Below are 12,898 nucleotides of genomic sequence, written 5' to 3'. Positions count from 1 at the left end.
AATTCCTGAACCGAGTATATCCGGAACTTGCTAGTACCGTATAGAGTGGCCCGCATGACCTCGAATGCCACAACGCAGGCGCCCGACCGGCGCCGCTGGATCACGCTCGTCGTGGTCGGACTCGCCCAGCTCATGGTCGTGCTCGACGCGACCGTCGTGAACATCGCGCTCCCGTCAGCCCAGGCCGACCTCGGGTTCTCCGACGGCCAGCGGCAGTGGATCATCACCGCCTACTCGCTCGCCTTCGGCAGCCTGCTGCTGCTCGGCGGCCGGCTCTCCGACCTCATGGGCCGCAAGCTCACCTTCGTCGTCGGCCTCATCGGATTCGCCGCGGCCTCCGCGCTCGGTGGGGCGGCCGACACCTTCGAGTTGCTCGTCGCCGCACGAGCCCTGCAGGGCGCGTTCGGCGCACTCCTGGCGCCCACCGCGCTCGCGGTGCTCACGACCACCTTCGTCATCCCGCGCGAACGCGCGCGTGCGTTCGGCGTGTTCGGCGCGATCGCCGGGGCGGGCGGTGCGGTCGGGCTGCTGCTCGGCGGCGTGCTCACCGAGTGGCTCGACTGGCGCTGGAACCTGTACATCAACGTGGTGATCGCCGCGTTCGCCCTGCTCGGGGCCCTCGCCTTCATCCCGCGTGTCGCGCGTACCGGCCCGCGCCCGCAGCTCGACGTGCCCGGCACGCTGCTCGTCTCGTCTGCGCTGTTCGCCCTCGTGTACGGGTTCTCGCACGCGGAGACCGACGGGTGGGACGCGCCGCTGACCGGGGGGATGCTCGGGGCATCCGTCGTGCTGCTCGTCGCGTTCGTGTTGTGGCAGCGTCGCGCGACGCATCCGCTGCTGCCGCTGCCGATCGTGCTCGACCGCAACCGCGGCGCCGCCTACTTCTCGGTGCTGATCGCCGGCGCCGGCATGTTCGGCATCTTCCTGTTCGTGACCTACTACCTGCAGGCGACGCTCGGCTACTCGCCGATCCAGACGGGCCTCGCGTTCCTGCCGATGATCGCGATGCTCGTGCTCGCCGCCCAGCTCGGCACGAACCTCTTCGTCCCGAGGTTCGGTCCGAAGGTGCTGGTGCCGATCGGCATGACGCTCGGTGCGTTCGGCATGGCGGGCCTGACGCTGCTCGACGCGTCGAGCACGTACGCCGCGCACGTGCTGCCGCCGCTCATGGTGATCGGGTTCGCGATGGGCACGATCATGCCCGCATCGATGCAGACCGCCACCCTCGGGGTGGACCGGCGGTTCGCCGGGGTCGCCTCCGCGATGGTGAACACGAGCCAGCAGGTGGGCGGGTCCATCGGCACCGCCTTGCTGAATACGCTCGCCGCGACCGCGACGGCCGACTTCCTCACCGCCAACGCCCCGGTCACCGCCGAGGTGGGGGTGGATGCGGCGCTCGCCGGGTATGCGACGGCCTACTGGTGGGGCGCGGCGTTCTTCGCGGTGGGCGCCGTGGTGTCCGCGGTGCTCTTCCGCCGCCGGGGACAGGGCACCTCGACCGCGCACCCGGCCGCCGACCCGGACGCCCGGACCGACGCGCCCGACCCGGAGCCGGTGCCCGTGGCCTGACCGGGCGGCCGACGTGGCGACGGCTCGGGGCATCCTGCCTCGGCCCGTCGCCGCGTCGCGTCGGCAGGCGGCCGTAAGCTCGATCCATGGCGGAGACGCTGAGCAGGCAGGAGGCGCGCCGCATCGCCGTGCGGGCCCAGCTGCTCGACGAGCCGCGGCCGACCGACCTGCTCGACACCGTGCGCCATCTCACGCTGCTGCAGGCCGACATGACCGCGGCGATCGCGCCCGCGCCCGACCTCATGCTCTGGAGCCGCATCGACGGCTACGAACCCGACGACCTGCTCACCGCCCTCGAGGTGGAGCGCGTGCTGGTCGAGCTCGAGGGCATGATCCGGCCGGCGGAGGACCTCCGGCTGTACCTCGACCGGATGCGGGGCGCGCCGCGCAGCGCCAAGGCGCGCGACTGGCTCGAGGACAACGAGGACTTCCGCCGCGACGTGCTCGCGCTGCTCGCCGACGAGGGGCCGCTCACCGCGCGCGAGGTGCCCGACACGAGCGTGGTCGACTGGCCGTCGTCCGGGTGGAACGCGAACCGCAACGCCACGATGATGCTCGAGGTCCTCGCCGCGCGCGCGGAGGTGGCGGTCTCGAGCAGGCGGGGTGCCACCCGCGTGTGGGACCTCGCGGAGCGCGTCCACCCGGCCGGCGTCGAGGCGTTGCCCGAGGAGGAGGCGCTCGCCGAGCGCAACCGCCGGCGTCTGCGCTCGCTCGGGGTCATGCGGGTCGGCGCCTACGGGTCGCCGGGCGAGCCGCTCGACGTGGGCGACGAGGGCGAGGAGGTGCGGATCGAGGGCGTCCGGGGGCGCTGGCGCCTGGACCCTGTGGTGCGGGCGTCGCTCGAGGAGCATCCGCTCGCCGCCCGCACCGTGATCCTGTCGCCGTTCGACCGGCTCGTGCAGGACCGCAAGCGGGCCGAGGCGGTGTTCGGCTTCGAGTTCGCGCTCGGCATGTACACGCCGAAGGACAAGCGCCGCTGGGGGTACTTCCCGCTGCCGATCCTGCACGGCGACCGGCTGGTCGGGAAGCTCGACGCGACCGCCGACCGCGCGACCGGGCGGTTCACGGTCAACGCCGTGCACGAGGACGAGCCGTTCGACACCCCGCTCGCCGCCGCGGTGGACGCGGAGATCGATGCGCTGGCCGACTGGCTGGAGCTGCAGCGGGCCTGATCCGCCGCCGGCACAGGCCGGGATCAGCCCGCCGGGATCAGCCCGCCGGGATCAGCCCGCCGGGATCCCCACCGCGGTGCCGCTCACGGTGATGCCGCCTCGCTCGGGCACGTGCACGCGCAGCAGGCTCGGCCGGCCCACGTGGCGGCCCTGGTGGATCACGAGGTCCGCGGGCGGTGCGACCGCCCCGACCTCCCGCAGGTACGCGCCGAGCGCCGCCGCGGCCGCGCCGGTCGCCGGATCCTCGACGATCGCACCGACGGGGAAGACGTTGCGCACCTCGAACTCGGCCGGGCCGCGCCGGTGGGCGACCGTGACCGTCGCGGCCCACCCCTCGGCGTCCATGAGCGCGCGCATGGCCGCCGGGTCGAACGCGACCCGGTCGAGCGCCTCGACGTCGGCCACCACCAGCACGGGGTGCCGGTTGCCCGCGAACGCGATGCGCGGCGGCAGCGCGGGATCGAGGTCGGCGGCATCGAGCGCCAGCATGCCGAGCAGGTGCGCCAGCAGCGGGTCGTCCAGCGGCTCGACCGCGGGATCGACGCTCGTGAACGACGCCTCCATGCCGCCGGGCCCGGTCGCGGTCGTGATCGCCACCTCGCCGACGGGCGTGTCGAACACGAGCGGCCCGGGTCCGTCGCGCTCGGCGAGCACGACCGCGGTGGCCACCGTCGCATGCCCGCAGAACGGCACCTCGGCGACGGGGGAGAAGTAGCGGATGCCGCAGCGCCGGCCCCCGCCGTCGGCGCGCGCCGACGTGACGAACGCGGTCTCGGCGTACCCGACCTCCGCAGCGATCCCGAGCATCGCGGCGTCGTCCATCCCGCTCGCGTCGAGCACGACGCCGGCGGGGTTGCCGCCCGCGGGATCGGAGGTGAACGCGGCGAGGCGGAGGACGTCGGTCATGTCGTCCGAGGGTAGTCGTGCGGGCCGCCGCGAGCACCGGGCCGATCTGCGGTCCGTGGCCCGGTGGGCGTAGCGTGGGTGCATGGATCCCGCCGGTCGAGGGCGACGCGGGGGCGCCGGCGCACGGCCGCGCGTCCGGCTCGCGGTCGCCGCGATCTCCGTGGCATCCGCCGTGCTCATCGTGTTCGGCATCACGCAGCTGCGCACGCTCACCTCACCGCCGACCGGCCTCGCCGTGTTCGACCGGGCACCGACCTCGGCCGACCGGCTCGAGGCGCCCGACGGCGAGCTCGGCCGCGTCGACGCGGCGACCCGCTTGCTCGGCGACGTGCTGGGATGGAGCTGGTTCGGCACCCGCACCGCCGACGGCGAGGTGTGCCTCGCACGCTCGGCGCCCGAGCAGGCCGTGCCGTTCGCGATCCGCTGCACGAGCGAGGACGTGTTCGCGGCGGAGGGCCTCACCGACTGGCTCCGGCTCGACGACGTGCCGCTCGCCGAGCGCGTCGAGGGCGTCACGTATCGCGAGGCGTTCGAGGTGCGCTGGCCGCCCGACGCAGGCATCGCCTGGGAGATCGTGCCGGCCTCGGAGGCGCAGCGCGACATCCGCATCGGCGTGGGCGTCATCCCGCTGCCATGACGAACGATGACTCCACGCCGCGTTCACCTCGCGTTCGGCTCGGTGTGATGCGCTAGAGTCCCTGTCCGGCGGCCGACGGCGACCGCTCAACGCTCACCGAAGGACCAATCGTGACCACGCGCACGGCCGAGTACCCCCGGCCGGATCACTTCCTGCTCCACATCTCCGACACGCACCTGCTCTCAGGCGGCGGCAGCCTCTACGACCGCGTGCCGAGCGAACGGCACCTGCGTCAGCTGTTCGACGAGTTCGAGGCATCCGGTGCCCGCCCCGAGGCCATCGTCTTCACCGGCGACCTCGCCGATCGCGGCGAGCCCGACGCCTACGCGCGCCTGCGTCGCATCGTCGAGCCCGCCGCCGAGCGCGTCGGCGCCCGGGTGATCTGGGTCATGGGCAACCACGACGAGCGCCACGCCTTCCGCAGCGGACTGTTCGACGAGGTGGGCAGCGACCGCCCCGTCGACCGCGTGTACGACGTCAACGGCCTGCGCGTGATCACCCTCGACTCGACCGTCCCGGGCCACCACCACGGCGAGGTCTCCGGCGAGCAGCTCGACTGGCTCGCCGAGGAGCTGTCGACGGATGCCCCGCACGGCACGATCCTCGCCATGCACCACCCGCCCGTGCCGAGCGTGCTCGACCTCGCCGTGAGCGTCGAGCTGCGCGACCAGGCCGCGCTCGCCGAGGTGATCGAGGGCAGCGACGTGCGCTCGATCATCGCCGGCCACCTGCACTACTCGTCGACGGCGACCTTCGCGGGCGTGCCGGTCTCCGTGGCATCCGCCACCTGCTACACCCAGGACCTCAACGTGCCGGTCGGCGGCACCCGGGGCCGCGACGGCGCGCGGGCCTTCAACCTCGTGCACGTGTACCCGACGACGGTGCTGCACTCGGTCGTGCCGCTCGGCGAGTTCCCCGCGCTCGACTGGATCGACGCGGACGAGTCCGCCGCGCGCCTCGCGGGCGACGGCATCGTCATCGCCGACGCCGAGACTCCGGCCGCGCCCGTCGAGCCGCCGCTCACCCTGCCCAGCGAGGTGCTGGCCTAGCTGGAGGCGAGGGCCCTTGGTCCCGCGCTGCCAGGCAGCGCGGGCGGACGATCGGGTCATGGACGTCGCACCCGCCCCGGCCCACGCACCCACCGGTACCGTGGCCGGCGACCGCATCGGCAGGTTCCTGCTCCTCGTGCTCCAGGCGTTCGTGGCGGTGACGGCCGCCGCCGGTGGAGTGGCGCTCATCCTCGGCAGCGTCGACGCGTCGTCGTCCTCGGCTGTCGTACCGCCCGTCGAGTACCTCGACGGCTCCCCGTTCGGCTCCTACGCGATCCCGGGAGTCGTGCTGGCGCTGGTGCTCGGCGGCACGCACGCGGTCGCGTTCGTCGCGCTGCTGCGTCGCGTGCGCTGGGCGGCGCTCGCGGCGACGGTCGCCGGGTACACGGCGCTCATCTGGATCTTCGTGCAGATGATGGTGATCCCGTTCAGCGTGCTGCAGGCGGTGTACTTCGGCATCGGTCTCGCCGAGGTCGGCCTGGTACTGCTCGCGCTCGGCGTGTTCGGTGCGGCCGGACCAGGCTCCGGCGCGTGGCGCACCGACTGATCGCACGCCCTCCACAGCCGACCAGACGAATCCCCCCGCCGTGACAGGGTTGAGGGATGCACCGAACCGGACGCCGCCGTCACGTCGCCGACTGGGTCTGGGGCGGTGCCCTGGTGCTCGCCGTGACCGCGTACGTCGCGTGGATGCCGGCCGCGTTCGCCGCAGCCGAGCGCGGCGACGAGGCGCAGGCCGTGGCCGTCGAGACGGCGGCCGCAGACGCGCAGGAGCGGTACGCGCTCGCGCTGGACGCCGAGCGTGCCTCCGCCGCGAGCGAGATCGCGCCCATCGAGGAGCTCGTCGGGTTCGTCGAGGAGCGCGACCGTGACGTCGACGTCACGGCACTCGCCGGGGCACTGAACAGCCTGTACTCGGCGTGGGCGGGCACCGACCTCGCAGAGATGGCGATGGCACGCGACGCGGTGCGCGTCGAGCTCGTCGCGTTCGCGGGTACCGCGTACGAGGATGCGATGACCGCCCTCGACGACGCCGAAATGGCTGAGGACGACCTCGCCGACCGGGCCGCCGACCGCGCCGAGCGACTCGCGGTCTCGGTCGGGGCGCCGCAGACCGTGCTCGCGTACCGGTCCCTGCAGTCGGCCGTCGACGCGCTCGAGGAGTCGCACGAGGCCGCGGTCGAAAAGGCGAAGGCCGAGGCGAAGGCGAACGCCGAAGCGGCCGCGGCAGCAGCGGAGGCAGCGGCCGGCAGCGGCGGGTCCGGCTCGTCCGGCGGCTCGAGCGGGAGCGGCTCGTCGGGCGGGCTCTCCACCCCCGGTTACCTCACGAACCCGGTCACGGTCACCGCGCTCGGCAATTACACGCCGGGCTGCTACGGCGAGATGAACGAGATGTACGACCAGTGGATCGTCTGGGAAGGCGGACCGGTGACGCTGGACTACTCGTTCGCGTACGACTACGAGAGCGGGGGCTCCGGCGTCGTGGTCTGGCGCTGCGTCTTGCCGCCCGAAGTGTGATTCGGCCGTCCAGCCCTACTTGACCGGCAGCGTCACCGTCTGCTCGAGCGCCGTGACCTCGAGCGGTTCGGTCGTGGTCACGAACGTCGGCGTCCAGAACACGGTCGTGTGCGGCGCGTAGTCCGCGGTGCACGCCATGTCGGCGGGCAGCTCGGGCACGGTGATCTCGACCGCGTTGCCCTCACCCGCCTCGGCCGTGACCGAGATGTCGGTGCCGACCCACGGGCATCCGGAGCTGCCCCAGATCGTGACGGCGAGCTTGCCGCCCTCGTCGAGCCAGAATGCCTGCATGCCGGTCGACTCGGGATCCGGGCTGGCCTGGTCGTACTCCTCCGGGACGCCGGCGTAGTCCTCGACGGGACTGGTGCCGGGATTGCACGCGGCGAGGAGGAGCAGGGCGCTCGCGGCGACGGCGAGCGCGGCGGTGGTACGGCGGAGCGTCCGTCGGTCCATGCCCGTCAGCGTATCGCCGTGCGCGCCTCGGCGACAGGGGCATCCGCCCGTGGCACGGCCGGGGGCGCGACCGTGCCACGGCGCGGCACTATTGCAGGACCAGTGACTGGCCGAGCGCGGTGACCGTGAGGCCGTTCGTCTCGACGTACGTCTTCGGTGTCCAGAACACGGTCGTGTGCGGCACGTAGTCCTGGGTGCACGCGGTGTTGTCGGGCAGCGGCCGCACCTCGATCTCGACCGCGTTGCCCTCGTCCTTCTTGGCCGTCACCGCGATGGTCTCGCCGATCCAGGGGCAACTCGAACTGCCGTAGAGCGTGATGGCGAGCTTGTCCCCGTTCTCCAGCACGAAGACCTGGAGGCCCTCGGCGCTCGAGGACCCATACGCGGAGTCGTACTCTTCGGGGGCGCCGTCATAGTGCTCGATTGCGCTGGTGCCGGGAGTACATGCGGCGAGGAGGAGCAGGGCGCTCGCGGCGAGGGCGAGGGCGGCGGTGGTACGGCGGAGCGTCCGTCGGTCCATGCCGGTCAGGTTAGCGTCGCCCGGGCTCCAGCGATAGGGGGACTCCACCGTCCTGTCTCGGCGACCTCCTTCTCCCACGGCGCGGGGATCGGGAAGTAGCGATCGAGGAACTCGGTGACCGCGCGCGTGCGCTGCTCGACCGAGATCTCGGGGAAGCTGCCGTCGTTCAGGCAGAACATGTCGTGGTCGCGGCGCTTCAGCAGCCGGCGCATGGCGGGCAGCGCCTTGCGCAGCGTGGTCTCGACGTACTTCACCGTGACGCCGGTCTGCACGACCGCACGGCCGGTCATGAGCGCGTAGTAGTGGTACAGCGAGTTGGTCACCGAGATGTCGGTCGCCGACCGGAAGCGGCTCGCGGCGGTGCGGCGGAAGTCCTCGGGGAACTCGGCCTCGAGCTCGGCGAGCACGCTCCTGCGCAGCGGCGCGGCGCAGTGCTCGAGGTGCCGCGTGGTGACCCGCCCGAAGCGCTCGCGCAGCAGCCGCCGGTTCACGCGCGCGGCGTTCTCGAAGCCGCTGCGGCTCGGATCGGACTCACCGAGCCCGATGCGCGTGGTCGCCTCGACGAACTTCGTGATGCCGCCGGGGGAGAAGAACACGTCTGGCCGCAGGGGGCGGCCGAAGAACATGTCGTCGTTGGAATACAGGAAGTGCTCGCTGATGCCCGGGATGTGGTGCAGGAGGCTCTCGACCGCGTGCGAGTTGTGCGTGGGCAGCACCGACGGGTCGGGGAACATCGCCTCGCTCGGCACGATGGTCACGCGCGGGTGGTCGGCGAGCCAGCCCGGCGCCCCGGAGTCGGTGGCGATGTAGATGTGGCGCACCCAGGGTGCGTACACGTACACCGACCGCAGCGCGTACTTCAGCTCGTCGATCTGCCGGTAGCGGGCCTCCGAGTCGTCGCCCGCGCCCACCACGTAGTGCTGCATGCGCTTGGCCCGCTCGCGCTGGAACTCGTCGCTCGACCCGTCGACCCAGGAGAAGACCATGTCGATCTCGAAGTCCACGTCGCTCGCGAGCGGCGAGAACATATGCTCGAGCGTGGGCCAGTCGCGGCCGAACAGGTGCACCGTGTCCTGCACCGCCTCGGCGCGCGGCAGCGTGCGCCGCATCAGCGCGTTCTCGAGCGGCGCGGTGATCAGGTCGTCGCCGAAGCGCCAGAGCTCGAGCTGCACGGCGGACTCGGCGCCGTACCGCAGCCGGCCGGCCGGCTCGATGCGCGGGCGGTACAGGCGCATCGCCGACGCCTTGCGGTGCCCGGCGAGCTTCCCGTCGGCGAGCAGCACGGGCTCGACGTCGGCGACCTTGCGCGGCTCGATCGCCTGCGAGTAGAACGGCTCGTCCCAGAACGCGTCCGCGAGCGCCGCGGCGAGCTCACGCCGGCGCGCACGGTCGACGGCGACGATCATGCGGTCGTCGTCGCCCCGCACCAGCAGGAAGGGAATGGATGCGGCGTCGAGCGCCGTCCCGATCGCGAGCAGGTCCTCGACCATCGACTCGTGCGGCGTGAGATGCCCGTTCCGCAGCGCGTAGAGGCCCTTGCGCAGCACGATGTCGTCGCGCTCGAAGCGCGGGCGGCGCCGGCCGTCGGTCACGAGCACCAGCTCGGGGGCATCCGCCTGCTGCGAATCAGGGTCGATCGTCACTGCACCTCGTGCTTTCCGGGGGGTCGGGTCGCGCGGGCGCGCGGAATCCGTCGATTCTATGTCGCGGATCGCCGCCGCCGCGTCCGCTGTCGCCACGCGGTGGACGCGCGTAGGCTCGGACCCGGAGCAGCAATGGAATTCGACGACGAACTCGGCGCCCTGCGTGAGCGTCGTCGTGCGCTCGAGGCCGTGGTCTACGGCACGCCCGACGGGTTCTCCTCGGATGCCGCGGGCGAGCTGTCCGAGGTGCTGGCGCGCATCGCGGAGCTGGAGCGCGGGAGCACCGCGGCGACGACCGCGTCGGAGCGGCGGGCGCCCGATTCGGATGCGGCGGAGACCGAGGCGCCCGGGGCCGACGAGCTGCTCGCGGGGCTGATGGCGGCGGATGCCGCGGACGACCGAGCGGCGGGCGATGACGACGACCGGCCGACCGAGCCGCCGGGGTCCGGGACGCGCCGCGGCAGGGGCATCCGTCGCGCCCTCATCGCGGGCGTGGCCGCGATCGCCGTCGGCGCCTGGTTCGCCGTGACGCTCACGCCGCCGCCCGGCACGGGGCTCGCCGTGTTCGAGCGCGAGCAGGTCGAGGCCGACCTGCTGCCCATGGAGGCGTTCCTCGGCGCGAGCGCGCGGGCGACGACGCGGCTGGTCGACGAGGAGCTGGGCTACGGCTTCTGGGCGTTCCGCGACAGGGACGGGCGCGTCTGCCTGATCATGCTGCAGCCGGACACGATCGACGGCGCCGACGCCGACTGCGCCGAGGAGCGCACGTTCCTCGCCGGCGGACTCAGCCTCGTGCTCGCGTTCGAGGACGTGCCCGAGCGGCTGCGGCCCGCGGGCATGCGCATGGGGGAGGTGCTCCGCATCATCTGGACGGCCGACGCGGACGGCGTCGTCTGGACCATGGACGCCGACGCCTGAGGCAGACTGGGAAGGGTCGACCCCGGGGAGGATGACCGTTGCGACCACTGACCGACGCCGAGATCCGCGACTCGCTCGTGAATGCCGTCGACGACGAGGTTGAGCAGCTCACGCTGCCCCTCGACTACCCGCTCACCGAGTGGTCGGCGATCGAGTTCCTCGGCTGGCGCGACCCGTCGGCCAGGCAGCGCGCCTACCTGGTGACGCTGCGCGACGACCGCCCGGTCGGCATCGTGCTGCGCGCGGCGACGACAACGATGTCGCGCCGGCACTCGGCCATCTGCAACCTGTGCCACACGATGCAGCCGGCCGACCAGATCTCGCTGTTCTCTGCGCGGCGCGCGGGCGACGCCGGTCGACAGGGCAACTCGATCGGCACGTACATCTGCGCGGACCTGTCCTGCTCGGGCAACGTGCGGCTCGGTGCGCCGCTCGCGCCGCACGAGGTGCGCGCGCCCGGGCAGATGGAGCGCCGCATCGCCGACACGCTCCGCCGCGCGGAGTCGTTCGTCGACGAGGTGCTCGGGGCCGCCGCAGCGGACCGATAGCATCCGGGTGTGAGCGACGCGACGCGCAGGCCCCGCATCCTCGACTACTGGCGTGCGCCGACCGCCGAGACCGTGGAGGCGAGCGCGATCGTCGCCGCGGCCGTCGCCTTCGTGGCCGCGGCGCTGGGCATGCTCATCGTGGGCGGGTTCGAGGCGATCCCGATCACGGGCTGGGGCTCGGTCGCGGAGGTGTCGGCGTTCGCGGCCGCGATCTCGGCGGCCATCGCGTTCGGCATCGGCTACGGCGTGCAGGGCCTGCCGCTGAACCCGGCCTATGCCCATCGCACGCCGACCTGGGCGCGCTGGGTCGACGCGCTCGCGCTCGCGTTTACCGCCGCGGTGCTCGTGCTGCTGCTCGTCGTCGGGCTCGGCGCGCTGCTCGGCGATGCCTTCCGGGGCGCATCGCTCTACGGCATCACCGCGGCGCTGCTGGCCGGCGCGATCGCCGCGGTGACCTCGTACTTCACCTACCTCGTGGCCGCGGGCGTCTCCGCGTCGTCGATCGCGACCCTTCTGGCGTTCTTCCTCGTGAGCGGATGCCTCGGCAGCATGCTCACCGCCTCCGACCCGCTCTGGTGGGAGAAGAACCTCTCCGCGCTCGGCACGGCGCGCGACGCGTCGGGCTACGCGTTCGGCATCACCCTCATCCTCGGCGGCCTCGTGGTCACGGCGCTCGCGCGCTACATCGGCGGCGAGCTGCGGCAGTGGTCCGAGGAGCGCGGGCTCGACGCGGAGCGGGGCATCCGCACCATCACCGGCGGCCTGGTGCTGCTCGGCATCTTCCTCGCGTGCGTCGGCGTCTTCCCGGTCGACCTGTTCTTCGGCGTGCACAACACCGTGGCGACCGGCATGGCGGTCGTCTACCTCGTGATCGTGATCGGGCTGCGCTGGTTCCTGCCCGGCTTCCCGAACGCCTTCCTCGTGCTGGGCTACGCGTTCATCGGAATCATCCTCGTGAGCGTGCTGATGTTCTTCCCGTTCGGGTACTACAACCTGACGGCGGTCGAGCTGGTCGCGGCGGGGCTGATCTTCAGCTGGCTGATCATCTTCATCCGCAACATCAGCGCGTCGACCACCGACCGGCGGGTCGCCGAGGTGACCCGCGCGGTCGAGGGCGACCCGGCGGCCGCGCCGGTGCACGAGTACGAGGGGTGACGCGGGGCCCGCTCAGCCGGTCGTGGTCAGCGGCACCGGCTCGAGGGTGGGGCGCTTCGCGGTGCGGCCGTCGCCGGAGGAGCGCCCGGTGAGCCGGCGCCCGATCCACGGCATCACGAACTCGCGGTAGTAGGCGGCGGTGTTCCGGCTGCGGCCCGCGGGCGGCGCGGCGGCGACCTCCTCGACGCCCCACTCGCCGGGCACGGGCACGCCGATCGCCGTGAGCACGTTGCTCGCGACGCGGGCGTGGCCGAGCGCGTTGAGGTGGAGCCTGTCGGCAGACCAGTAGCGGATGTCGCGAAGCCCGGCATCCGCCCAGTTGTTCACCGTGGTGACGCCGTCGAGCTCGCCCCAGCCGAAGACCTCCTCGGCGAGCGCGTCGCCGCGACGGCCGAAGACGTTGCCGAGCGGCAGGTGGTCGGTCGGGTTCGCGCCCGAGAGCAGCAGCACGTGGATGCCGGCCTCGCGCATGCGGTCGACCGCCCCGCGCAGGCGGCCGGCGACCTCGGGCACCGTGATCTTGGGGCGCAGGATGTCGTTGCCGCCGCCGTTCAGGCTGATGACCTCGGGGGCCAGCGCGACGGCGGGCTCGAGCTGCTCGTCGAGGATCGGGCCGAGCTTGCGGCCGCGGATCGCGAGGTTCGCGTAGCGCACCGGGCCCGTCGACTGCGCGGCGGCGTGCTCGGCGAGCCCGAGCGCGACGAAGTCGGCCCAGCCGCGCACCGAGCCGTCGGGCAGTTCGTCGCCGACGCCCTCGGTGAAGCTGTCGCCGATCGCCGCGTAGCTGTGGAACACCCGGCCAAGGCTAGT

14 protein-coding genes are annotated in these 12,898 nt (G+C 72.7%); 9 read left to right on the top strand and 5 right to left on the bottom strand.

The features are described 5' to 3' along the window. Positions 1-54 precede the first annotated feature (54 nt). Positions 55-1,569, top strand: coding sequence for an MFS transporter (locus QMG39_RS05290; protein WP_281882826.1), 1,515 nt, complete (start codon positions 55-57; stop codon positions 1,567-1,569). 86 nt (positions 1,570-1,655) lie between these two features. Then, a complete protein-coding gene (locus QMG39_RS05285; protein ID WP_281882825.1) occupies positions 1,656-2,741 on the top strand; it encodes a DNA glycosylase AlkZ-like family protein in 1,086 nt (361 codons plus the stop codon). A 51-nt stretch (positions 2,742-2,792) separates the two neighbouring features. Here QMG39_RS05285 and QMG39_RS05280 read toward each other — a convergent pair whose 3' ends face one another. Then, entirely contained in the window at positions 2,793-3,647 is an 855-nt protein-coding gene (locus QMG39_RS05280) for a PhzF family phenazine biosynthesis protein (RefSeq protein ID WP_281882824.1), read from the bottom strand. A gap of 82 nt (positions 3,648-3,729) precedes the next feature. Between QMG39_RS05280 and QMG39_RS05275 the strand changes: the two genes are divergently transcribed. The 4 genes from QMG39_RS05275 (at position 3,730) to QMG39_RS05260 (ending at position 6,851) form a co-directional block, all read left to right on the top strand. Then, on the top strand, positions 3,730-4,284 hold the full coding sequence (locus QMG39_RS05275) for a hypothetical protein (RefSeq protein WP_281882823.1): 555 nt from the start codon (positions 3,730-3,732) through the stop codon (positions 4,282-4,284). 110 nt (positions 4,285-4,394) lie between these two features. Continuing rightward, positions 4,395-5,333 (top strand): phosphodiesterase, encoded by a 939-nt coding sequence (locus tag QMG39_RS05270; protein ID WP_281882822.1) that lies wholly within the window; start codon positions 4,395-4,397, stop codon positions 5,331-5,333. Positions 5,334-5,391: 58 nt separating this feature from the next. Continuing rightward, the gene (locus QMG39_RS05265; protein WP_281882821.1) at positions 5,392-5,880 is read left to right on the top strand and encodes a hypothetical protein; all 489 of its coding nucleotides are present in this window, start codon (positions 5,392-5,394) and stop codon (positions 5,878-5,880) included. 56 nt (positions 5,881-5,936) lie between these two features. Beyond that, positions 5,937-6,851: a hypothetical protein gene (locus QMG39_RS05260; RefSeq protein ID WP_281882820.1), complete on the top strand. Its 915-nt coding sequence runs from the start codon at positions 5,937-5,939 to the stop codon at positions 6,849-6,851. 15 nt (positions 6,852-6,866) lie between these two features. On the opposite strand, the gene QMG39_RS05255 is transcribed toward QMG39_RS05260, so the two are convergent. The 3 genes from QMG39_RS05255 to QMG39_RS05245 form a co-directional block, all read right to left on the bottom strand. Then, positions 6,867-7,304: a hypothetical protein gene (locus tag QMG39_RS05255; RefSeq protein ID WP_281882819.1), complete on the bottom strand. Its 438-nt coding sequence runs from the start codon at positions 7,302-7,304 to the stop codon at positions 6,867-6,869. Positions 7,305-7,392: 88 nt separating this feature from the next. Then, positions 7,393-7,824, bottom strand: a complete 432-nt coding sequence (locus QMG39_RS05250) for a hypothetical protein (RefSeq protein WP_281882818.1) — start codon at positions 7,822-7,824, stop codon at positions 7,393-7,395. Between the two features lie 5 nt (positions 7,825-7,829). After that, a complete protein-coding gene (locus tag QMG39_RS05245) occupies positions 7,830-9,467 on the bottom strand; it encodes a stealth family protein (RefSeq protein WP_373878304.1) in 1,638 nt (545 codons plus the stop codon). A 132-nt stretch (positions 9,468-9,599) separates the two neighbouring features. On the opposite strand from QMG39_RS05245, the gene QMG39_RS05240 reads away from it, so the two are divergent. From QMG39_RS05240 to QMG39_RS05230, 3 genes are read left to right on the top strand one after another with little or no spacing between them, the layout of a single operon-like run. Further along, entirely contained in the window at positions 9,600-10,385 is a 786-nt protein-coding gene (locus QMG39_RS05240; RefSeq protein WP_281882817.1) for a hypothetical protein, read from the top strand. A 38-nt stretch (positions 10,386-10,423) separates the two neighbouring features. Continuing rightward, positions 10,424-10,933 carry an FBP domain-containing protein gene (locus tag QMG39_RS05235; RefSeq protein WP_281882816.1) on the top strand — a complete coding sequence of 170 codons (510 nt, stop codon included), beginning with the start codon at positions 10,424-10,426 and terminating at the stop codon, positions 10,931-10,933. 9 nt (positions 10,934-10,942) lie between these two features. Continuing rightward, positions 10,943-12,088, top strand: a complete 1,146-nt coding sequence (locus tag QMG39_RS05230) for a DUF443 domain-containing protein (RefSeq protein WP_281882815.1) — start codon at positions 10,943-10,945, stop codon at positions 12,086-12,088. Positions 12,089-12,100: 12 nt separating this feature from the next. Here the strand turns inward: QMG39_RS05230 and QMG39_RS05225 are convergent, their stop codons facing one another. Next, complete coding sequence (locus QMG39_RS05225) at positions 12,101-12,883, bottom strand: SGNH/GDSL hydrolase family protein (RefSeq protein WP_281882814.1); 783 nt, start codon at positions 12,881-12,883, stop codon at positions 12,101-12,103. Positions 12,884-12,898: the final 15 nt, after the last annotated feature.

The sequence above is a fragment of the Agromyces rhizosphaerae genome, from assembly GCF_027925245.1.
In the GTDB taxonomy this organism is placed as follows: Bacteria; Actinomycetota; Actinomycetes; order Actinomycetales; family Microbacteriaceae; genus Agromyces; species Agromyces rhizosphaerae.
Note: the sequence above shows the minus strand (reverse complement) of the source record. Positions and strands in the feature narration are given on the sequence as shown.